Here is a 20,533-nt window from a genome sequence, read left to right as displayed (position 1 = left end):
AAAACCCGATACAAGTTGCCTTGTATCGGGTTTTTAGTTTTACCGTTTAGGCAATAATTTTATTATGGATTATAAGTTACGTCTAAGCTAATACCGCTTGCTGCAGAGTAACCGTAAACACCTATATGCCATGTATCAGCGACTGGATTGGTAAATGCACAAGCTTCAGTGTTTCCACTTTTGTAAGGACGACAATCATAAGTTGAAGAGGTCGGTTGAGTACCACGTCTAATATACATATCCGCATCACCCGTACCACCGCTCATAGCAAAATCTAATGTAGCCATGCCAGCAGGAACATCAATTGTATAGTATGTCCAAGCTCTTCGAGCAACACTAATATCTGTTACTGAAGCACTACCACCAGTAGCGCCGCCACCCGTAGTCGGCTCAATGAAACTAGCTGTTAAGTTAACACCAGTAAATGCTGAGTAAGCAATCAATTTCACATGGTAAGTACCTGCTTGAGCGCTAGCTATTGGACAGCTTTCAGTGTTACCGCCTTTATATGGACGACAATCATAGCTACTCGTAGTTGGTGCTGAACCAAATTTAACATAAAGATCAGCATCACCCGTACCACCAGCCATAGCAAAGTTTAACTCAGTGGCACCAGCAGGAACTTCCATAGTAAAGCTAAGCTCTGTGCTTGATCCAAGGTTAGTTTTAGCTACACCATTAGTAAGGGTATTGCCTGTTGGTGGTGGAGGAGGAGTTGTACCGCCGCCACAACTCGCTGCTAACGCATCAGACGCTGCTTTTGCTTGTACTAAGCCAAAACCTGTTTTGTCATCACGACCTGCTGCACCTAAATCAACCGCAGTGTTTTTTAATGCACTACGTACATCATCGGCAGTACAGTTCGGGTTGTTGCTCCATACTAATGCAGCAACACCAGTTACATGAGGCGTAGCCATAGAAGTACCATTGTAATAGGCATAATCTTGTGAGCCATTAACGGTTAAACTAGCGTTAGTGCCTAATTGAGTCATTAGTTGTTGACCTAATGCACGGCTAACAGAAACGGTTGGTACCGTTACGTCAGTATTTGCATCAACTAGGAAAGGATTTTGTAAGCCAGGACGAGTACTGTCACTATAAACGATAACAGCAGAGGCGCCGGCATTAGCACACGCTTTAGCTGGGTTTATCTCAGGGTAATTACTACCTTTTTGGTTGTCATTACGCTCAGCTAAACAAATGTTACCATTCACGTTTGAACAGCTGTAGCTGCTACCTGAAATGGTACAGCTTGATAATACGCCATTGGCAGCACCATCAACATTGCTAACAACGAAGTTACCAGCACTTTGAATGTAATGCGTTTGAGGAACGACACTGTCATTACCATAAGTTGTTGAACCGACAGTAATGAAACCTAAACGACCATCACCAGCAACCGTAGATAAAATAGCTTCACCAGGTGCAGATACTTCAACTTGACTGGTATATTGAGAGAATTCAGCATGTTGGTTATTGCTGTCTAAAGCGCCAACAGCCATTACCACGTCGTAAGAAGCTGGATATGACAGAGTCGCGTCACCATCATTACCAGAAGCGGCGATTAATAATACGCCAGTATCAGCAGCAGCTTGTAATGCATTTTTTTCAGTAACACTTGAACCTGCACCACCTAAACTCATATTAACAACTTTAGCGCCGTTGCTTACACACGTATCAACTGCGTCAGATAAGTCACCAGAGTAACCCCAACCTGCTTCGTTAAATACTTTTACAATATGAAGGTTAACGTTAGTGCTTGGTAAAATACCGACAACACCTTCGCTGTTATTTACGCCAGCAATAGTACCAGCTACGTGTGTTCCGTGAGAACCACCGTTTTGATACCAGTTACCTGTACCAGAGTTATTCGTACCCGACGCATTATTTGCATTTAAATCAGGGTTAGATTGTTCGTAACCTGAGTCAATAATACACACTGTCATGTTCGATGCATCAGTGTCTGTTAATTGATCGGATTGGGTCTTTGAGATGCCCCAAGGTTGGTTTTGCGCCATTAAAAAACGTTGGTAATCTGGTTCAATCGATACAACAGAAGGGTGTCTGCGTAGTTTTTCAATGAATTTTTCAACATCTTTTACTGCATGCATTTCATCAAGAGCGATTACGTGGCTATTATTTTTTAATATTTTAACGTGCTTTAAATTTAAACCAATTTTTTTAGCTAGACCAGGAGGAACCGTCTTACCTTGCTTCTTATCTTTAAAGGTAATAATTAATCTGTCGGTGTAATCAGTACGTGCAAGTTTTTGCTCTGCTCGCCACTGTGCAAAACTAAGCGTTGAAGATTGCGCCGTAGCCATTTTATTTGCTTTATTAAGTTGCGCCTGAGGTGCTGCATTACTTGCGGCACTAGTCACGGCTAAAACGGATAAGGCTATAGTACTCAGTACAAGCTTGTTATTATTTTTCATCTGATATTGACTCCATCATTTGTGTTTAACGTTTATTACAGCAGCCCTATGACTACTGTTTTACGTATTATTTTTATGAGGTAGTTTAAGACTTAAGCAAAAACCAACGTTTATCAGATTGAATCTTTATCGGTAATGTAACTAGTAAATTACCGACAGGTTTTAACAAAAAACCGACGTTTTTTTATTAGGAACTACTGAAAACAGTAGGCTACCGGTATTGTTGTCGTTTTTATGTGAAAAAATGTCATAATTTTATGAAGGACGTTTATTACTATCTCATCGATTATCTCAAAGGCCACCAAATCATAAGTTAGGTGCATTGATTAACTATAAAATGCATGGCCTTAAACGGCAGCAAAGCTTTGGACCGCGAGGTGGTCATTTTCACCACAATGGTCTTTCCCAAGACAAAACTACCGTGAATGGCTTTATAGAATTGCAGAGCCCCAAGCGCAGCAATATCACTATACCAAGCCTGTCATCGTGTTAACTAATGCTGGCTCAGCAAGTGCTTCTGATGGTTTTGCTAATGCCTTTAAATTATTGCCACAAACAACATTAATGGGCGAGGCCACCGCTGGCATGAGTGGCTCTAATCGTCCTGTTACGCTAGGTTACTCTAAATTAACGCTGAACTTATCATCAATGATTTCTTTTAGGCCTAACGGTCAATTGTTTGAAGGAAATGGTGTTGAGGTTGATATAGAGCAGGTACCGACAGTGAATGATTATATTTATCATGAAGATTCGGTATTAAAAAGTGCACATAATATTTTAACTAAATAGTTACCCATAAAGTAAAAGCATAGATTTATTTGTTGATTGATTATGTAGTGGCCTAATTCTTAAGCCACTACAGTTCTGTTCGCCCGAGCAATATAAACATTTATTACGGAAATACTTGAGATCACTACCGCAGGTAACTTTCTTAAGTAATTTATTGGGGCATTTCTTTGGTATTACGGTAGCTGTTTTCTAATTTGATTAGCACATTCGGCTAAAACAATGGCACCAGCGGTGGAAACATTCAACGAGTTACCCATACCAAACATTGGAATGTGTATTTGTTGATGACTTAATTTTAATGCTTCTTCACTGACACCTTTACGTTCATTACCCAATACTAATACTGATTTAGCAGGGTAAGTTATTGAAGCGTAATCAACCGACTCTTGGCATAGCTCAACACTGTAAAGCTGAAAGCCATCATCTAATAAGCTTTGTAATGTGGTGGTAGTACTATCGCTATATTCAACACACACCCATTTAGCTTCATTTCGTGAGGCTTTTTTCATTTTTTTATCTGAAATGGTTAATGCGCCACAAACGATGACTTTTTCGATAGCAAAAGCATCAGCTAAGCGAATAAATGCACCAATATTGTAGCTATTAGTGACATTATCTAATACCACGATTAAAGGCAGCTTTGGCTTATCTAAATATTCATTTCTCGTGGGTTTGTTTTCTCTAAGCTCTTCTTTACTCATTTGTATTTTTGAATGCATGATTTTACTCTAATTACTTACTACTGTTTTTATTTGATGATATTTCAGTAGGGAGCTGATTTATTAGCTTCCTTACGACCGACATTCTCTGTGCTGATAGCGGCTTGGAGATAAGCCGAGGATTGTGCGACTTTATCCAATGAAGATCAAATGAATGTTTAAGAGATCAGCTAAAATTGTCTAAAGTTAGCTAGGGCGTTTTTATACTTATTTGGCTGGTAAAGTACTCTTTCAAAAAGTTAAGCAATAACCTAAGCTTTTTAGAATTGGCAGTGCCCGGCGGGAAAACACCATACACATTTATATCGTTAAAGGTATAGTCATCAAGCACTGTTTCTAACGTACCCGCTTGTATTTTTGGCCAAGCATCATAAGTAGGGATACGGGCTAAGCCATGACCAGCTTCAACAAATGCGGTACGAGCCGCGGCATTATTAGTACTAATGCTTCCTTGGGTAGCAATACTAAATGATCGGCTGCCTTTCTTTAAGGTTAATACCCCTGAAGTCAATTTGTAGATAACCCATTGATGCTCAGCTAAATCAGCAGGTTTAGTGGGGTGTCCATATTGAAGAAAGTAGTCAGGCGCACCACAAAGACATGTTGTAAGTGTGGCTAATTTACTCGCTTGCAAACCTGAGTCAGGTAATGGCGCTCCGCGAATGGCCAAATCGATTCCTTCTTTCATAATATTAACCACTTCATCAGTTAACATGACATCCAGTTCAATTTTAGGATAGATCTTTTTAAACTCATTAAGGGCAGGCACAACCGTTTGCAAACCAACATTTACCGGACAGGTAATTTTAAGTAATCCTACAGGCTCACTTTTATAATTTTCAATTTGTTGATTAGCAGCACTGGCTTGCTCGGCAATAACACGACAGCGTTCATAGTAGGCTTGGCCTGCTTCAGTGAGGTTAATAGAGCGGGTAGAGCGGTTAAGCAATTTCACATCGAGTTGTGCTTCAAGCTTTTTCAGGTGATAACTAACTACCGCTCGAGAGAGTCCTAAATGTTTTGCTGCCGCGCTTAAACTGCCTTGTTCGATAACTTGCGCAAAAACGACCATACTCTTTAGTCGTTCAAATGAAACATTCATAACACTACCTAGCCATCTGTAATATATGTGTGAGAATACATTGTATCAATTATTGATACAATGTTGTCAGTTTTATCTGCATTGTTCACCTAAGGGCTTAGGCATATACTAGCGCTATAGAAAATGATAATGAAAACGAACATACACTTACTCCCAACAGTTAAATAAATGGATGAATGATAATGACTAAAAAAATATTGATGGTACTGACTTCACATGACGAACTTGGCAACACTGGCAAAAAAACAGGCTTTTGGGTTGAAGAGTTTGCAGCCCCTTATTACGCATTTATTGATGCAGGTGTTGAAGTAACTTTGGCAACACCAAAAGGCGGACAAGCGCCAATTGACCCTACAAGCACATTAGCTGATTTCCAAACTGCGGCCACTGACCGTTATGACGCTGATGCTACCGCACAAGCTAAAATCGCTAGTACAGTACTGTTATCTTCAGTTAATGAAAGTGATTTTGATGGCGTTTTCTATCCGGGTGGTCATGGTCCATTATGGGATCTTACGGATAATACCGACTCAATCGCTTTGATTGAAAGCTTTCTTAATGCAGGTAAAGCCGTTGCCACTGTTTGTCATGCTAGTGCCGCTTTATTAAATGTAAAACAAGCCTCTGGCGACTTTGCTGTTAAAGGTAAAGCAGTAACTGGTTTTACTAACAGCGAAGAAGATGCAGTGCAATTAACAGAAATAGTGCCATTTTTAGTTGAAGATGAATTAATTAAACGTGGTGGCGAATATCAAAAAGCTGAAGATTGGCATGCCTTTGCAATACAAGACGGTCTTATTATTACTGGTCAAAACCCAGCAAGTTCAGCATTAGCGGCTGAAAAATTATTGGCTCATCTTTCAGCTTAGTTTCGAGAGCTGTTAATCAGAATAGTAAACTAGTGTAGCTAACTCGCTTACCTACACTAGCCGCCTCATTTGTTATAGAAAAGTACAGGATTCAATATGTTAAATTTTAACTTTCAAAACCCTACCAAGATTAATTTTGGTGAGGGACAAATTAAAGTCATCTCAAAAGAAATCCCTTTAGACGCAAGAGTATTATTGGTTTATGGCGGCGGTTCAATTAAAGGTAACGGCGTTTATAAACAAGTGATTGATGCCCTTAGTGAACATACTCTGTTTGAATTTTCAGGTATCGAGCCAAATCCAACTTACGATACCTTGATGAAAGCTCAAGAGATTATCAAAGCAGAAAACATTGATTACTTGCTTGCCGTTGGTGGTGGATCTGTTGTTGATGGCGCTAAATTTATTGCCGCAGCCGCACTTTACGAAGGTAATAGTGAAGATAGTGATGTAGTAAGTGACCCTTGGGATATTCTCGCTAAACAGCAAGCAGTAACAAAAGCATTACCGATTGGCGCGGTATTAACCTTGCCAGCGACAGGATCTGAAAGTAATGGTAACTCTGTCGTGACACGCGATGGTAATAAACTACCTTTCGCTAGTCCTTTAGTTCGTCCATTATTTGCCGTGTTAGACCCGACTGTGACCTTGTCATTATCGGATCGTCAAATCAGTAATGGTGTCGTTGATGCCTTTATTCATACCATCGAGCAATATTTAACTTACAGCGTTAATGGCAAAGTGCAAGACCGTTTCAGTGAAGGTTTATTACAAACGTTGATTGAAGAAGGACCTAAAGCGTTAGCCCCCGACACTAAAGAAAACCTAGAAGTTAGAGCTAATATCATGTGGTCAGCAACCATGGCGTTAAATGGTCTTATCGGTGCAGGCGTGCCACAAGATTGGTCAACGCATATGATAGGCCATGAACTAACGGGCGCTTTTGGTATTGATCACGCACGTACCTTATCTATTGTATTACCTGCGGTAATGAAAGTTCGTAAAGAGCAAAAACGTGAAAAGTTATTACAATACGCGACACGCGTTTGGCAGATAACTGAAGGTGATGATAATACGCGTATTGACCAAGCGATCCGTTTAACTGAAGAGTTCTTCGAAACAATGCAAGTACCAACACGTTTATCCCACGTGGATCTAGCTAGCAAAGATATCGACTTACTGATTGAACGATTAGAGCAACATGGTATGACGGCATTGGGCGAACATGACGATATTACTTTAGACATAAGCCGTGAGATCTTAACTCAAGCATTGTAATGATTAATCATAATTAAGACCGGCATAAGTGGCGTGTGCATTATTTTCGAATGCATTATTTTAAAAGGTTCACACGCAGACTTTTTAATATCTCTTAATACTATCGTTTTGCACTACCTTTTTACATTAGCTCTTTCTTAATAGGAATGAACATGACTCAAACAACTGATATAAACCGCCAAATGGTTTTGGCTTCAAGACCTTTTGGCGCGCCAACGGCTGAAAACTTTAACCTGGTTAATAGCGAAAAACCAACACCTAAAGCCGGTGAAGTATTACTTCGCACTGTTTTTCTTTCACTTGACCCTTATATGCGCGGGCGGATGAATGATGCTAAATCTTATGCTGACCCTGTTGGATTAAACGAAGTCATGGTTGGTGGTAGTGTTTGTCGAGTAGAAGAGTCAAACCATAGCGATTATAACAAAGGTGATTGGGTTGTTGCTTTTGGTGGCTGGCAAGATTACAGCGTTATCAATGGCAGTGAATTATTGAAACTTGATAACAATATGGCTAATCCATCACATGCGTTAGGTGTATTAGGTATGCCAGGATTAACAGCATACATGGGCTTGCTTGATATTGGTCAGCCAAAAGCGGGCGAAACGGTAGTGGTTGCTGCGGCAACTGGCGCTGTCGGTAGCTTAGTTGGCCAAATCGCGAAATTAAAAGGCTGTAAAGTGATAGGCATTGCCGGTGGCGATACCAAATGTGACTATGCGGTTGAAACCTTAGGTTTTGATTATTGTTTAGATCATAAAAGTGAAAATTTAGCCGAGCAATTAGCGGCGGTTTGTCCATCAGGCATCGATGTTTATTTTGAAAATGTTGGTGGTAAAGTGTTTGACGCTGTTATGCCATTATTAAATAGCTGTGCGCGTGTGCCGCTATGCGGACTAATTTCTCAGTACAATGCTACTGAATTACCAAGCGGTCCTGACAGACTATCGTTATTAATGGGTACATTATTGGTTAAGCGCATTAAAATGCAGGGCTTTATTGTCTTTGATGATTATGGTCATCGTTATAACGAATTTAGCGAGCAAATGGTGCAGTGGTTAATGGCTGGCGAGATAAAGTATAAAGAGCATCTTGTTGAAGGACTTGAAAATACGGTAAGTGCTTTTATCGGCTTATTGAAAGGCGAAAACTTCGGTAAGTTAGTTGTGCGTGTTGGACCAGACTAACTTATATAAATAGCTTTCAACGTATTAATAGCAGCCATCATATTGATGACTGCTATTAACTGTTACGTGTCTATTAGCTCTGTTATTTTCGGACTAAAATAAAGGCCTATTTTTAGCTGGCTACTTTTATTAACTCCATCAACTTGTTAAGTTGTTTATCTACTTCGTCTTGATTGTCATTATTCTTATCATTAGCTTCCGTGATGGTAAAACCGGTATTTAACCTAAAGTAGTCTTGGTACAAGTCACGGGTACTAAATTGCTCACCAATACGTATATCAATATTTTCTTTATTTGCTTGCTCAAGTAGTTTACGGCCATTTAAATTTGGCACCTGGATCCACAGAACAAAACCACCTGAAGGTGAGCTGATTTTACTGGTAACAGGTAAGTTTTTTGTTAAGTAACGTTGATAACTTAAAGTATGTTGCTGTATTGCGATACGCAATTTTTTTAGGTGTTTAGCATAATCACCATTACTAATAAAATCAGCGAGGGCGAGTTGCACCGGCGAAGATACGCCTTGATTACAGTACTTACGCTTTTGTAAATATTGCGAAGCAAAGCGACCTGGCCAGCACCAACCTAATCGATAACCCGCGGCGATTGTTTTTGAAACAGAGCCACACCATAAAATATAACCCTGTGTATCCCAATGTTTTGCCGGTAATGGCATCACTTTACTGTGTGCTAATTCAATATAAACATCATCTTCTATGATCGGAATTTTATACGTTTCAGCAAGTTTAACTAAGTGCTGCTTTTGTAATGCGGTCATAGAAATGCCTTGGGGATTCATATGAGAAGTGCAAAACAAGCCAGCTTTAATCTGATTACTCTTCATATGTTGTTCAAGCTGAACAAGATCAATGCCTTGCTCTGTTGACGGAATTTCGACAACTTTACGGCCAAGTGCCGCCAACATGTCTAATAAACCATTAAAGCAAGGTGAGCTTATGGCGATAGCATCACCAATGTCAGTGCATATTTCTATCGCGGTTCGAATGGCATCCATACAACCATTAGTGATTAACAATTCATCGCTGGGGATATGAAAGTCATAACTTTTAAAGTGAGTACTGAGTGTATCCCTCAGTATTTTTTCTCCCTGCACATCAGGATAAAAACTAATATTGTTGCCTTGTCGTTTAAGTGCCCGACGAAAACTGTGCTGTAATTTATCGAGTGGGATAAAGTCTGCAGAGATACGTGCAACTCCTAGAGGACCTACAATCGCGTTATTAACCGAATTATTCTGTTGAGCGAAAGTATCTGCAGAAGGTAACTTTGGCGCTGTCATGATGCTTTCAAAAGCAATAAGCTCGGGTTTCTCATTAGCTGTTCGTTGCCCGCAAACGAAATAGCCCGATTGTGGTTTAGCAAGTATCCAGCCTAAGGATTCAAGATGTTGGTAACAGTTAAGTGCCGTAGTCATACTAATTAAGTGCTGTTGCCTAAATTTTCTTAATGAGGGCATACGGCTATGTTGCAACAGTTTTCCACTGCTGATGTCTGCGATATACATTTGAGCGAGGTCAATATATCTCATACTTTGTTTCACCTTCTAAATTTGAACTAAAGCTACCGTTGTTACTTCAGTTTGCCACTTTATTACGTTGTGACAATTATAGAAATATAAATTGTACTCTTTTTTATTTCTATAATTGTATCTGTTCTCTTTCTGACTTTCATTAATAATAGTTGCTATTGAACCAACGTTTATAAAAACGAATTATAAGGACGAATAATGAACAATAGAGATCTACTACTGGGTATTTTTGTGATGATAATTTGGGGACTGAATTTTTCAGTGATCAAACTTGGCGTCAGCGAAATTGATCCTCTGTTACTCACAGCATTACGTTTCACTTTAGCTGTCATTCCTGCTGTATTTTTTGTTAAACGACCACAGGTGAAGTGGCGGTATTTAATGGGGTATGGATTGATTTTCGCCATTGGTGTTTGGGGCATGGGTAGTTGGTCAATTCAGGCAGGGCTTTCTGCTGGTATGGCTTCGGTATTGTTGCAGATGAATGTTGTCATTAGTTTGTTAGTGGGGTATTTTTTACTTAAAGAAAGCGTTGCTGCCATGAAAGTGGTTGGCAGTATTATTGCCATTCTGGGTTTGGTTTTAAGTGTATCGGTAACCGATGGCTCAGTGACAACGTTAGGCTTAATACTTATTTTGATAGCCTCTTTGTCTTGGAGTATTACCAGTATTATTGTCAAAAAAGCAGGCACCCAAGAAATTTTTGCGTTTAGTATTTGGGGTATGTTGTTTGCGCCGTTACCTCTATTTACGCTGGTTTTTTTACAAAGTGATCCTGAGCAATTAATAACATTGAATTCACTCTTTAATCGCTCTGTTATTTTCTCTGTGTTATTTCAAGCCTATCCAGTTACCTTATTTGGTTACTGGGTCTGGAATCGCTTATTGGTGAAATATCCATTAAGTACCGTTGCTCCGTTAACCTTATTGGTACCTATTTTTGGTTTATTGGGTAGTGCTATTTTTTACCAAGAGCAAATAGGTTGGGTGAAAGCGATAGCCTGTATATTGGTAATTGCTGGGCTAATGATTGGTTTGATCAAAACAGCACAGCTGAAAGCGTACTTACAGCAATATAAGGCAGCGACAAAAAGATTAATAACCAAGTTAAGTTAATTTTTATCGATAAACCTTGCTGCATTAGTAAATATAGCGATAATCGGGCAAGGTTTATTATTGTTGAATTAGGTTAAGTTAATTAAGTGCAATTATTAGAAATAGAATGTTTAGGCAAAACGCTACGGTTAGAAGGTTCAATGGCTGGATGGCAGCAACTCTTTTGGGATGATCAATGTGTCTCGCAAATTAGTGCTAATGCTAATGCAGATGGTGAATCATTTTTACATCAATTTACCCTAAGAACTGAGGGTGAAGGACAAACTGAGCAGGTCGAGTTACACGTCGAGCTGAGTGGTTCATTGCAATGGCAGCCTTTTGATTTGCAATTTAAACTGTTAGTTAATAATGAGCTATTGCATGAAAATAGCCTTAATGAAAAAGATATCGAACAACGTCAAGTCATGCCAGGTGAAAAGCAGCCGATGAAGTTTAGCTTCGTTGGTATGGCAGGACTTGGCTTAAAATTATTGAAAAGCGCCAAGGTGATTAAAGTATTATTTGCTGCCGGTAGTTTGGCGGCTTATAGCTGGTTATTTTCAATTGAATTTGCCATCGCACTTATCCTTTGTTTAGTTTTTCATGAATATGGTCATATCAAGGCGATGAAATACTTTGGTTTGAAAACTAAAGGTATCTATCTCATCCCCTTTGTTGGTGGTTTAGCCCTTAGCGATGACAAAATTAATACTCGCTGGCAAGATATTGTAATTTCCATCATGGGGCCATTTTTTGGCTTGATATTATCTCTCGCTTGTTTAGTGGGATATTGGCTTACCGATATAGAAATACTGGCGGGACTCGCGGTATTTAATGCGCTACTCAATTTATTTAATATGTTACCGGTATTACCTTTAGATGGTGGCCATGTACTTAAAAGTATCGCCTTTTCAATCAACTCTAAAGTGGGTCTAGTCGCTTGTGTATTAGGCGCTGTATTAGGTGTCTATATTAGTTATCACTTTGGTTTAGCGCTATTAGGATTTTTACTGGCTATCGGTAGCATTGAGATATTCTTTGAATACAAACGTCGACATTTAAGTGATTTATTACCGCTTAATCGATATGCGCAAATCGTATCAGCCTTGTGGTATGTACTTACTGTAGGTGGCTTAAGTGCAATTATTTGGTTTGTTGGCCAAACGGGCAATGGTGCGTTGTCACTGCCACTTAAAATATTGGCTAGTTAGTCTAGTAGTCATCGTTTGCATAGAATATAAGCTTTGTTGATAAGCATTAATTAAAACCAGCTATAAAGCTGGTTTTTTGTGCCTACAAAAGAATGAGAAATATGGTCTGGAAAGTGCGCATTGCTGACTTTAGAGATAGGTTTTTTGCGATATATTTTCTAATATATCGATACTGTTGCATAGTTTGTATGCTGCTAAACATAACTGTGTACTCACGGTGATATGTCTTTATATTTATTTTTCATCTCAACTTTCTCTAATTGACTTCTACAGATATCCCTTAATTCTTTATTTTTAAACATCAGTCCATTTGGGCTTTTACCAAAAAGCGCGAATGATGAAACATCTAGTCTGCTGTCAATCTCATTTGCCTTTATTAATTTTGTTTTGTGATAACGGAACATCTGATAATCAAGTTGGATAAAATCGACTCGCTTTCTAAATAACATCCTCACCTGATTATTTTGACGGCTAGTTTCAGTATATCTTGGATTTCCTTTAGCCATATCGGCGTACTCGCCACCAAGGTGATTAATCGCACCTTGCCATGCAAGCAAACTATATTGCTCTAAATTTTTGATTTCTTTTACTGAAAAGTTGTTTTCAGATAGGGAAAAAGCGAAATTTTCATAAGCATATAGATTGCCAGTGAAAAATCCAACCAACTGTTCGTTGGCAATGACCTTAGTATTGATATTTATAACTGCATCAACATCATTTTTTTTATATGCAACAAGCCGTCGGGCATATGGGTAGGCGATAAATTCTAGCTCATAATTGGTAGAGTTCAAGCAGTCTCTAACCAAATCAATTAAAATACCTGACTGCCCATTGCCAAGTATCCAAGGAGGCAAGTCGTCGCCAATGGCTATTTTAATTTTTACTTCTTGAGAAAAAGAAGAAAAAGCTATCATCAATGTTAAAAGGAAAAGTAACAACATATTAAGGGGGGATTTTCTTAGCATATTAGGAGTAAATAAATTAGGCATCTTAATTTTATTAGCTCCATTAATAATCATATAAGTCCTACTTGCAGTGGTGATGTCTTGTTAATAATAGCTTGTTAGAAGGGCATTACAAGGTATTCACTGCTTGATACTAGAATTGATTGGTTTAACTTTGGAGAACACCATATTTATATTTTAAATATCAATCCAGACAAACCGCTTGAGTCTTTTCTTCCAAGTAATCACTTATATTTTTCCCCGTTATGTTGGCAATATTAGATAATCAGGATCTCTTTTTGAGGTGTTATCGATACAAAATCTAATCCAAATTACAATCTAACATTTTTTGCTAATGTCTTCTTTGTGGTAAAAGGGAATGTTAAACTTATTTCTGAATGAGGTATAACCCCTTTTTTAATAAAAATTGTCACTTAATTCAGTGGCAATAAAATCAAATACCCGACGAACTCTAAGGCTGGTCCGCAACTCTTGATGACACACCAACCAAACAGGCAGCGTCATTACTGGACCCAAATGTTCATACGCACGAACTAAGGTAGGCTCTATATCGCCCATCTGTTCAGGATAGAAAATAACACCTTGCCCTTCTTTACATAGTGCGAGCTGTAATAATTGGAATGATGTAATCAGTGAAAAGTTTTGTTTTGATAATTGCCAACCTTGTTTATTCAGCACATCAGTTAGTGAACTACTGTCAAAACCAATGATTTGTATATCTTTAAGTTCCGAGAAGTTGGTTATTATCGGTAGCTGATCTAAGTATTCCTGCGTACCGTAAAGCCAAATAACTTCTTCACCTATTTTTTTAGCGATTAAATCATTTTGCGTTGGGTGAAAACTTCGAATGGCAATATCAGCTTCGCGCCGCTTGAGATAAAAAATCGTTAGATCAATAGCTCTTTTATCTCACAGGGGAATCTGGCGTTATTATCGCTACTTAAACAAAATTTTTTCTAACTTATTTTATCTTTCAATAATGCTATTTTAAATACGTTATCTAATGATAATTTCCCTGCGCTAAATAGCACTATCTGTAATAAGAGTAAGCCCCATATAACGTGTGAGTAAAGTGCCGCTGGCGCAATCTCTGATAAACTAATTACTGCAACAATATTAACAACGGTTAAGCCCAAGGCACTAAAGCGACTGGCTATGCCTAGTACCAATAGCACAGGTAATATTAACTCTCCGGCAGTACCTAAATAAGCAGCCAGTTCAAAGGGAATAAACGGCACGCTGTATTCTTCTTCAAATAAAAATAAAGTGGAATCCCAGTCTCTTAGTTTGGTGAGTCCAGCTGCAAAAAATACCCAAGCTACGTAAAGCCTTGCGCCAAGTAATGCAATGGGCTGTAAATAATTAAGCAGTTGGCTAGTTTGGCTGTAAGGTTGAATAAATCGTTGAGTAATTGTTGTCATGATAGTTTTCCTTGGCTAGTAAATTTGTTGTGTTGTTTGCTGGTTAAATTATTGTGGTTAGTGCTTTCTTCTTCGAGTGAGAGTTTTGTTCTTCGAGCTAGTGCTTTACTCAGGAGGTTAAACTTTCAAGCGACTAATAAGGTTTTGTTCAAGCGCTTGACCAATCCACTGGGCGAAGTCAAAGTCATTTTCAAGCTTGTTATTTTTGCTCATTATGTCTAACGCCTTACCTATGCTTACCCCCTGGTTTATCAGTGTTAGCCAATGATATTCACTTATCGATAATTCGCGTATTTCAGCGTTAAAGTGAGGTCGATATATCAGTACTTGCTGTGAAAAATCACTTTGTGCTAACTTTTCTACCGCGGTATTAAGGTATTGCTGTCTGTTATTCTCGGTAGCGTCTGATTCATCAGCTGGTTGATTTGACGACCAAAATTCGATCACTGGATAACGAGAGTCCATACAAGATTGACTCGGCGATAGTTCTATATAAAGTTCATCTATATCGTGTGTAGCCAATAGTTGTAGACTTGTTTGTTCAATAACCGTGTCTTTGGCGCGCATACTTTGTTGCCTAAACCAGTCTATTTGCGCAATATCAGCAACAAAAGAGTAGTCAGATAATTGTGCTACACCAGAGAGTATTGTCGGATAACTCTCCCCCCAAAGTGCCCAATCACCGTGTTTAGGCGGTGAGGTGATTAATAATTCACGACAAGCATAATTAAATAAATCTTTACCGATTAACGTTAAAACAGTCGGGAAATTTATCGCCAGTGCTTGTTGAGCGGTCGCTAATAAATTATTGCGATATATTGCTATGCCACGAGGGTCGAAATCACCAATCACGGCATCATCTGCAGGTGGAAATATGGTTGCTATCAGCGCTTGCTGTTGTTGTGCGACTTGCTCAAAATCACTTTGCAGCGAGTTGTCTTTTGAGTCGTTGTTATTCATGGGCAAGTTCACGCTTAATCTCAGTGTTAAATGTATTGTTAAGTGCCCCGTTAAGTTCTCTCGCTTTTGTTGAATTACTGTCGCCAAAAACTTGCTCGGCAATAACTCTCGCTTTGTCTGCTTCTGCGATTAATTTTTGCCAGCTAGGCAAGTTATTATCCCATTCAACTAAGGTGGGGACTTTACCGAAACGCTCTAATGCGTTGCGATATAGGTGCCATCCTTGGCTTGAGACGGCTTGGCTATGGTCATCAATAACCAATGCACCTTCATTAACGGGAGTAAAACCAGCCAGATGAATTTCGCCGACCATAGTCGTTGGAATATCGGCTAACCATTGTTGAGCATACGCTAAGGGATTTTCAGCATTAATGTTGTTTGCAGTAACTATAATATTGTTTAAATCGACTAATAATTTACAGCCAGTTAACTCTGACAGCGTTACTAAAAATTCAGTCTCAGACATATATGCTTGAGGAAACTGAATGTAAGCGGATAAGTTTTCCACTAACAATGAGCGACCTAAATATTGCTGAACACGGTCAATGTTATGCGCTAGCACCCTAAGGGTTTGCACGTTGTAGGCTAAAGGCAATAAATCACCCGCATGCACTTGTTGGCCCTTTAATTGACTCCAACTAAAGCAAGCATGGTCTGACATTAATATTGGTTTGCAAGTACTCGCTAACTGTTTTAACTTTTGCAAATAGTGGCTTGGCACTCCTTGTGCGGAGCCCAAGCCGATAGCCGTTGAATGTAAACTAATAGCATATTTTTCACTGGCTTGAGCTAATACACTTTGTGTAGCGCCGCCTTGTGCAAAAAAATTCTCTGAGTGTACTTCAACAAAATCAATATTTGATGGCGTTGTTAATGCATCAGCAAAGTGTTGATGTCTTAATCCAACGCCAATAAGTACGGCTGACTTTGAATTTTTATCTCGTCTTGGTGATGACATCTGTTCAACTCCAGTAATATTGATTTCCACAACGGCTAATAACTAATCACAAGTGTTATTAGTTTGATTTTTTATTTTCAAATCGTTTCTTGGCTGCTGCTTTTAATAAGCCGCCAATGTCTTCGCAAGTACCTTTAGCAACAAGTTTCCATTCACCGGCATCATTATCCAATGTTGATTGGCCTGCACATGAATGCGTTCCTGCTAAGTTGCCACAATCATTTTGGCCAGCTAAAGCTACGCCATAACATTTCTCTTTACTCGCCGCTTGAGCTGGCGCAGTAACGACGGTCGAAAGGGCTACAGCAAGCGCTGCACTAGCAAGTAGTTGTTTATTATTCATAATGAAACCTCAATATAGTTGTATTTAAAAACTCGGTTGATTAAGTTGTTCATCTAACCAGCGGTTAATGCTCTTAGTATTTACGCCGCCTATTAATCGAGATTTATGCCCCGATTGGTTTAATAACACCAGTGTTGGTACGCCTGTCACTTCCAGTTGCTTCGCTAATTGTATTTGCTCATCAACATCAATTTTTACCACTTTTAGATGCTCTGAATAATGGTCCGATATCGCATCCATAAGTGGCGCCATAGTTTTACAGGGCGCACACCATGAGGTACTGAAATAAAACAGTACCCATGTTTTTTCATGTTCGCACCAGTTAAGACTTTGTAGGTTGAGATCTTCTTTCACCGAGGCTGTCTTAACTGAGGTAAACTTTTTAAGTACATTACTCAGCATTTAACTGCGCAACGGATACACCTTGAATACCAGACCAAACTCTATCGGCGGTAGTGATGTAACCAGGAATGTCAGTAGACCATTTCTTCTGTACCGCTTTATTTAGGTTTAAATAAAGTTTACCGTCGACGATTTTCCATGCCGTAGGATCAGTATCTAATTTTTTATTTAACGCGACACCCATAGCGCAATATCCGCCAAATTGAGGGGCAAATTTCTCTGGGTTTTTCTTGAAGTCATTACGGTTTTCTTCACTGCTAAATTGATAAATAGCGCTTTTATAAGTAGCGGTGTATTTTTGATTACCTTTGGTTGCTTTACTGTCAGTAAAGTATGAAACGGCATCATAACCATGAATAGCTAAATCATTCGCATTGGTACTTACATCAATGTCGGCAGCAAAACTTACACTGCTGATAGCTAAAGTTGCGGCGATGGCGACAGATTTAATTAGGGTTGTTATATTCATTAAAAGATCCTTTGATGTTTATGTGGTAAAAAGAGTGCAACGTTTTGTTGTACGTAAATTATTGTGTAGACTGAGAGGGCGTAATATTCACTGCTCTTCGTCATGGGGTTACTTTAACAACTATGAAAAAGGCGCATGCCGCTATGAGTCTTTAACTTGAAACCAATCGTCTAACAGAGTTATTTATGGATCAATTAAGCCAGATTTTAGAAAACCTTTCTTTTAATGCCGATGTCTTTTTCAGCGGTAATTTATGTGGCATACAAAGCCTAGGTGGTGCTGACAGTAAAAAAGGTCATTTGCATTTATTAAAGTCAGGGGTGCTAACGATTGTTTGTGAAGAAGGGCATAAAGTGACCCTAGATAAACCATCGGTTATTTTTATGCCGGGTCCCACTAAACATCAAGTGATTGCCAGTGAATCAGATGAAGCTGAATTAGTGTGTGTCGATGTTGATTTTCATTCGGGCAGTGGCTCTGCATTGGTCAATGCGTTACCAAAGTTTATTTGTTTGAACATTGAAGATCATGATCCCGTAGGAAAAACGGCACACTGGTTGTTTGAAGAGGCGTTTAACGAACAAGCGGGTCAACAAATGATCGTGAATAAGCTAGGTGACATTTTCTTGATACAAATACTGCGACATGTCATTAAAGAGGGCATCGTTATTCAGGGCATGTTAGCTGGCATGGCGCATCCGCAATTATCAACATTAATGTCAGCGTTGCACCAGCGACCAGAAGAGCCGTGGACGATTGAAGTGATGGCTGAAACTGCGTTAATGTCACGGGCAAAGTTTGCTGCTTTATTTAAAGACACTATTGGTCAAGCGCCTAGCGATTACTTAACCGATTTACGTATTGCTATCGCACAGGGTTTGTTGAAAAAAGATAAACCGGTTAGCTTAGTCGCTAATGCGGTAGGTTATGAACATGGCTCAGCATTGGCTAGAGTATTTAGGAAAAAGACAGGGTTATCACCAAAAGAATGGTTAATGAAATTTAGGAAGTAGTCATAACATTTACTATCGTTATTTATATGCTGACTAACGCTTGAATAATAATGCCGATTTAATCAATATTGCTGATGAGAGAAATCGTCAGTAAAAAGAAAAACCTGAGTATTGGTGTTATAAAATATTAACATTCACCTGTCATTTTTTCTTAAATCTTTGTATTCAAAAGCATCAATATAGATATTCTTAGATGCAATACCGGCTAAAAAAGCTTTTTTCCGTGTTTTATTAACCATGTCTGGATTACCGCATAAATAGAGTGTTGTTTCTGATGTCGGTTGAATTTCTTTTATCGCAATTTCGTTACAACGACCAAACTCAATTTTTATGGGTGAATCATTTTCCGTTAGGTTTGATATCGAATCCTCGTCACGGGAAATACTAGGACGATAGGTGAAATTTGAATGTTCTTTATCTAACTTAGACAATATATCGTGTAAATACAGACCGGAAAAATTCCTCGCGCCATGGTAGAACAAGATTGAACCTTGGTGGCCAGATTTTATTGCATCTCTTACAATACCAATAAGTGGCGCTGCACCTGTTCCTGTGCCGATTAATATCATGGGGTTGTTCTTATTTTCTGACGTATAAAAACATTCGCCAATTGGACCCTGAAAATCAATCTTATCACCAATAGTAAATTCTTTGAAAAGCCAATTGCTCATCACACCGTTGGCTTGTTTATAAACATGAAGTTCAATAAATTGTTGTTTACTTGGAATACTTGCGATTGAATAACTTCTGACGATACCTTGAGCGTTTTTGAGGTTAATAAACTGACCGGCATGATAATAGAGCGGGCTAACAGGTTCGATAATTAATTGACAAATATTATCGGAAAATAATTTTTTATCAACGAGCCTTGCGTGACTAAAAATAAGTTCTTGATCGATCAGTTCGACTGCTTGAATAGTTTCAGCTTTCTGCTGGCAGGCTAGGAAAAATGCTTGTTCAATAGCCGTTGATTTTAATCCTTTTTGTGCTTCTTTATCTATCTCGCCTTGTGTTGACTTAAGCATGCAAGATTGGCAATTTCCAGTCTTGCATGAGTAATCAACTGGAACGTCATATCGAAGTAGACATTCCAATACACTTTCGTTACTCGTCGGTTGATAGTTTTTATTATTAAAAATCAAAACATATTATCTTTTAATTGATAGTTAATTAAGTAATGTTGTACCTTGAAATTACAGGCCTAATACATCATCATGAGTGCTACCTGCAATAACCATCACTTCACCTATTAATTCTTCAGGCACGCCTAATTCTGCTAACGTTGCTTGAAGGTGACCCGCCACGGCACCAAAGTGAGCCTCATTTAGACCTTTTTCAACTAATGGCGCATGCGCTTTTCTCATATCAGTGCCGCTATATTCATTCGGACCACCAAAAGCCATGGTTAAAAAACTCTTTTGCTTGGCAATTTGATCGTCCATATCGGTTTCTTCAAAAAATTGGGAAATTGAATCATCAGTCAATACTTTACGATAAAAAATATCGACAGCTGCATTGACTGCCCCTTCACCACCAACTCTTTCAAATAATGAATCACTCATTTAACTTTCCTTTATGGTTTTGAATTAATTAATTAATTTATATTTGTGTGTTTATTGTAGTAAAGATATTTAAATGATCCAATTGAGGTTAGAAGTTAATTAAATTAACGATAACGGAGCATCATACAATTATTGGTCGTAATGTAATGTAGATAATGGCGGATATAAAAGTGCTGAACAGTTACACGATATTCTAAATCGTGTAT

The 20,533-nt window shown here is 38.7% G+C and carries 21 protein-coding genes; 7 read left to right on the top strand and 14 right to left on the bottom strand.

The features are described 5' to 3' along the window. Window positions 1-62 precede the first annotated feature (62 nt). Window positions 63-2,435, bottom strand: coding sequence for a S8 family serine peptidase (locus tag CXF85_RS23320; protein WP_101229065.1), 2,373 nt, complete (start codon window positions 2,433-2,435; stop codon window positions 63-65). Window positions 2,436-2,873: 438 nt separating this feature from the next. On the opposite strand from CXF85_RS23320, the gene CXF85_RS12875 reads away from it, so the two are divergent. Further along, entirely contained in the window at window positions 2,874-3,224 is a 351-nt protein-coding gene (locus CXF85_RS12875; protein WP_101229064.1) for a S41 family peptidase, read from the top strand. A 173-nt stretch (window positions 3,225-3,397) separates the two neighbouring features. Here the strand turns inward: CXF85_RS12875 and CXF85_RS12870 are convergent, their stop codons facing one another. Both CXF85_RS12870 and CXF85_RS12865 read right to left on the bottom strand, forming a co-directional pair. After that, window positions 3,398-3,943 carry a TrmH family RNA methyltransferase gene (locus tag CXF85_RS12870; protein WP_101229063.1) on the bottom strand — a complete coding sequence of 182 codons (546 nt, stop codon included), beginning with the start codon at window positions 3,941-3,943 and terminating at the stop codon, window positions 3,398-3,400. Window positions 3,944-4,133: 190 nt separating this feature from the next. After that, window positions 4,134-5,045, bottom strand: coding sequence for a LysR family transcriptional regulator (locus tag CXF85_RS12865; RefSeq protein ID WP_101229062.1), 912 nt, complete (start codon window positions 5,043-5,045; stop codon window positions 4,134-4,136). A gap of 182 nt (window positions 5,046-5,227) precedes the next feature. On the opposite strand from CXF85_RS12865, the gene CXF85_RS12860 reads away from it, so the two are divergent. The 3 genes from CXF85_RS12860 (at window position 5,228) to CXF85_RS12850 (ending at window position 8,379) form a co-directional block, all read left to right on the top strand. Then, complete coding sequence (locus tag CXF85_RS12860; protein WP_101229061.1) at window positions 5,228-5,914, top strand: type 1 glutamine amidotransferase domain-containing protein; 687 nt, start codon at window positions 5,228-5,230, stop codon at window positions 5,912-5,914. A gap of 96 nt (window positions 5,915-6,010) precedes the next feature. Then, window positions 6,011-7,192, top strand: coding sequence for an iron-containing alcohol dehydrogenase (locus CXF85_RS12855; RefSeq protein WP_101229060.1), 1,182 nt, complete (start codon window positions 6,011-6,013; stop codon window positions 7,190-7,192). A 152-nt stretch (window positions 7,193-7,344) separates the two neighbouring features. Then, window positions 7,345-8,379 (top strand): NADP-dependent oxidoreductase, encoded by a 1,035-nt coding sequence (locus tag CXF85_RS12850; protein WP_101229059.1) that lies wholly within the window; start codon window positions 7,345-7,347, stop codon window positions 8,377-8,379. Window positions 8,380-8,491: 112 nt separating this feature from the next. On the opposite strand, the gene CXF85_RS12845 is transcribed toward CXF85_RS12850, so the two are convergent. Continuing rightward, entirely contained in the window at window positions 8,492-9,928 is a 1,437-nt protein-coding gene (locus CXF85_RS12845; protein ID WP_101229058.1) for an aminotransferase-like domain-containing protein, read from the bottom strand. Window positions 9,929-10,126: 198 nt separating this feature from the next. Here CXF85_RS12845 and CXF85_RS12840 point away from each other — a divergent pair, with 198 nt between their 5' ends. Beyond that, the gene (locus CXF85_RS12840; RefSeq protein WP_101229057.1) at window positions 10,127-11,044 is read left to right on the top strand and encodes an EamA family transporter; all 918 of its coding nucleotides are present in this window, start codon (window positions 10,127-10,129) and stop codon (window positions 11,042-11,044) included. An 86-nt stretch (window positions 11,045-11,130) separates the two neighbouring features. Then, window positions 11,131-12,234 carry a metalloprotease gene (locus tag CXF85_RS12835; protein ID WP_101229056.1) on the top strand — a complete coding sequence of 368 codons (1,104 nt, stop codon included), beginning with the start codon at window positions 11,131-11,133 and terminating at the stop codon, window positions 12,232-12,234. A gap of 212 nt (window positions 12,235-12,446) precedes the next feature. Here the strand turns inward: CXF85_RS12835 and CXF85_RS12830 are convergent, their stop codons facing one another. The 8 genes from CXF85_RS12830 to CXF85_RS12795 form a co-directional block, all read right to left on the bottom strand. After that, window positions 12,447-13,253 carry a substrate-binding periplasmic protein gene (locus tag CXF85_RS12830; protein WP_101229055.1) on the bottom strand — a complete coding sequence of 269 codons (807 nt, stop codon included), beginning with the start codon at window positions 13,251-13,253 and terminating at the stop codon, window positions 12,447-12,449. A 342-nt stretch (window positions 13,254-13,595) separates the two neighbouring features. After that, window positions 13,596-14,084, bottom strand: a complete 489-nt coding sequence (locus tag CXF85_RS12825; RefSeq protein WP_269801179.1) for a LysR substrate-binding domain-containing protein — start codon at window positions 14,082-14,084, stop codon at window positions 13,596-13,598. Window positions 14,085-14,155: 71 nt separating this feature from the next. Continuing rightward, window positions 14,156-14,620 (bottom strand): DoxX family protein, encoded by a 465-nt coding sequence (locus tag CXF85_RS12820; RefSeq protein ID WP_101229054.1) that lies wholly within the window; start codon window positions 14,618-14,620, stop codon window positions 14,156-14,158. Between the two features lie 117 nt (window positions 14,621-14,737). After that, on the bottom strand, window positions 14,738-15,580 hold the full coding sequence (locus CXF85_RS12815; RefSeq protein ID WP_101229053.1) for an HvfC/BufC N-terminal domain-containing protein: 843 nt from the start codon (window positions 15,578-15,580) through the stop codon (window positions 14,738-14,740). Continuing rightward, on the bottom strand, window positions 15,573-16,538 hold the full coding sequence (locus CXF85_RS12810; protein ID WP_101229052.1) for a DUF692 domain-containing protein: 966 nt from the start codon (window positions 16,536-16,538) through the stop codon (window positions 15,573-15,575). The genes CXF85_RS12815 and CXF85_RS12810 overlap by 8 nt, the downstream gene beginning before the upstream one ends. A 58-nt stretch (window positions 16,539-16,596) precedes the next feature. Then, entirely contained in the window at window positions 16,597-16,881 is a 285-nt protein-coding gene (locus tag CXF85_RS12805) for a BufA1 family periplasmic bufferin-type metallophore (RefSeq protein ID WP_101229051.1), read from the bottom strand. Between the two features lie 24 nt (window positions 16,882-16,905). Further along, window positions 16,906-17,235 (bottom strand): thioredoxin family protein, encoded by a 330-nt coding sequence (locus CXF85_RS12800; RefSeq protein WP_157829100.1) that lies wholly within the window; start codon window positions 17,233-17,235, stop codon window positions 16,906-16,908. 37 nt (window positions 17,236-17,272) lie between these two features. Next, complete coding sequence (locus tag CXF85_RS12795) at window positions 17,273-17,752, bottom strand: YHS domain-containing (seleno)protein (protein WP_101229049.1); 480 nt, start codon at window positions 17,750-17,752, stop codon at window positions 17,273-17,275. A 185-nt stretch (window positions 17,753-17,937) separates the two neighbouring features. Here CXF85_RS12795 and CXF85_RS12790 point away from each other — a divergent pair, with 185 nt between their 5' ends. Continuing rightward, window positions 17,938-18,765, top strand: a complete 828-nt coding sequence (locus CXF85_RS12790; protein WP_101229048.1) for an AraC family transcriptional regulator — start codon at window positions 17,938-17,940, stop codon at window positions 18,763-18,765. A gap of 134 nt (window positions 18,766-18,899) precedes the next feature. Here the strand turns inward: CXF85_RS12790 and CXF85_RS12785 are convergent, their stop codons facing one another. Then, window positions 18,900-19,907 (bottom strand): FAD-binding oxidoreductase, encoded by a 1,008-nt coding sequence (locus CXF85_RS12785; RefSeq protein ID WP_101229047.1) that lies wholly within the window; start codon window positions 19,905-19,907, stop codon window positions 18,900-18,902. 51 nt (window positions 19,908-19,958) lie between these two features. Further along, complete coding sequence (locus CXF85_RS12780) at window positions 19,959-20,327, bottom strand: group I truncated hemoglobin (protein WP_101229046.1); 369 nt, start codon at window positions 20,325-20,327, stop codon at window positions 19,959-19,961. Window positions 20,328-20,533: the final 206 nt, after the last annotated feature.

Source organism: Colwellia sp. 75C3, assembly GCF_002836255.1.
Taxonomy (GTDB): Bacteria; Pseudomonadota; Gammaproteobacteria; order Enterobacterales; family Alteromonadaceae; genus Colwellia.
The sequence above is the reverse complement of the archived record's forward strand: the minus strand, read 5'-3'. Positions and strand labels throughout refer to the sequence as shown.

Coding starts and splice junctions, on each gene's coding strand:
- CXF85_RS23320 (WP_101229065.1), bottom strand. CDS start 2,435: ATGAAAAATAATAACAAGCTTGTACTGAGTACTATAGCCTTATCCGTT.
- CXF85_RS12870 (WP_101229063.1), bottom strand. CDS start 3,943: ATGCATTCAAAAATACAAATGAGTAAAGAAGAGCTTAGAGAAAACAAA.
- CXF85_RS12865 (WP_101229062.1), bottom strand. CDS start 5,045: ATGAATGTTTCATTTGAACGACTAAAGAGTATGGTCGTTTTTGCGCAA.
- CXF85_RS12860 (WP_101229061.1), top strand. CDS start 5,228: ATGACTAAAAAAATATTGATGGTACTGACTTCACATGACGAACTTGGC.
- CXF85_RS12855 (WP_101229060.1), top strand. CDS start 6,011: ATGTTAAATTTTAACTTTCAAAACCCTACCAAGATTAATTTTGGTGAG.
- CXF85_RS12850 (WP_101229059.1), top strand. CDS start 7,345: ATGACTCAAACAACTGATATAAACCGCCAAATGGTTTTGGCTTCAAGA.
- CXF85_RS12845 (WP_101229058.1), bottom strand. CDS start 9,928: ATGAGATATATTGACCTCGCTCAAATGTATATCGCAGACATCAGCAGT.
- CXF85_RS12840 (WP_101229057.1), top strand. CDS start 10,127: ATGAACAATAGAGATCTACTACTGGGTATTTTTGTGATGATAATTTGG.
- CXF85_RS12830 (WP_101229055.1), bottom strand. CDS start 13,253: ATGATTATTAATGGAGCTAATAAAATTAAGATGCCTAATTTATTTACT.
- CXF85_RS12820 (WP_101229054.1), bottom strand. CDS start 14,620: ATGACAACAATTACTCAACGATTTATTCAACCTTACAGCCAAACTAGC.
- CXF85_RS12815 (WP_101229053.1), bottom strand. CDS start 15,580: ATGAATAACAACGACTCAAAAGACAACTCGCTGCAAAGTGATTTTGAG.
- CXF85_RS12810 (WP_101229052.1), bottom strand. CDS start 16,538: ATGTCATCACCAAGACGAGATAAAAATTCAAAGTCAGCCGTACTTATT.
- CXF85_RS12805 (WP_101229051.1), bottom strand. CDS start 16,881: ATGAATAATAAACAACTACTTGCTAGTGCAGCGCTTGCTGTAGCCCTT.
- CXF85_RS12795 (WP_101229049.1), bottom strand. CDS start 17,752: ATGAATATAACAACCCTAATTAAATCTGTCGCCATCGCCGCAACTTTA.
- CXF85_RS12790 (WP_101229048.1), top strand. CDS start 17,938: ATGGATCAATTAAGCCAGATTTTAGAAAACCTTTCTTTTAATGCCGAT.
- CXF85_RS12780 (WP_101229046.1), bottom strand. CDS start 20,327: ATGAGTGATTCATTATTTGAAAGAGTTGGTGGTGAAGGGGCAGTCAAT.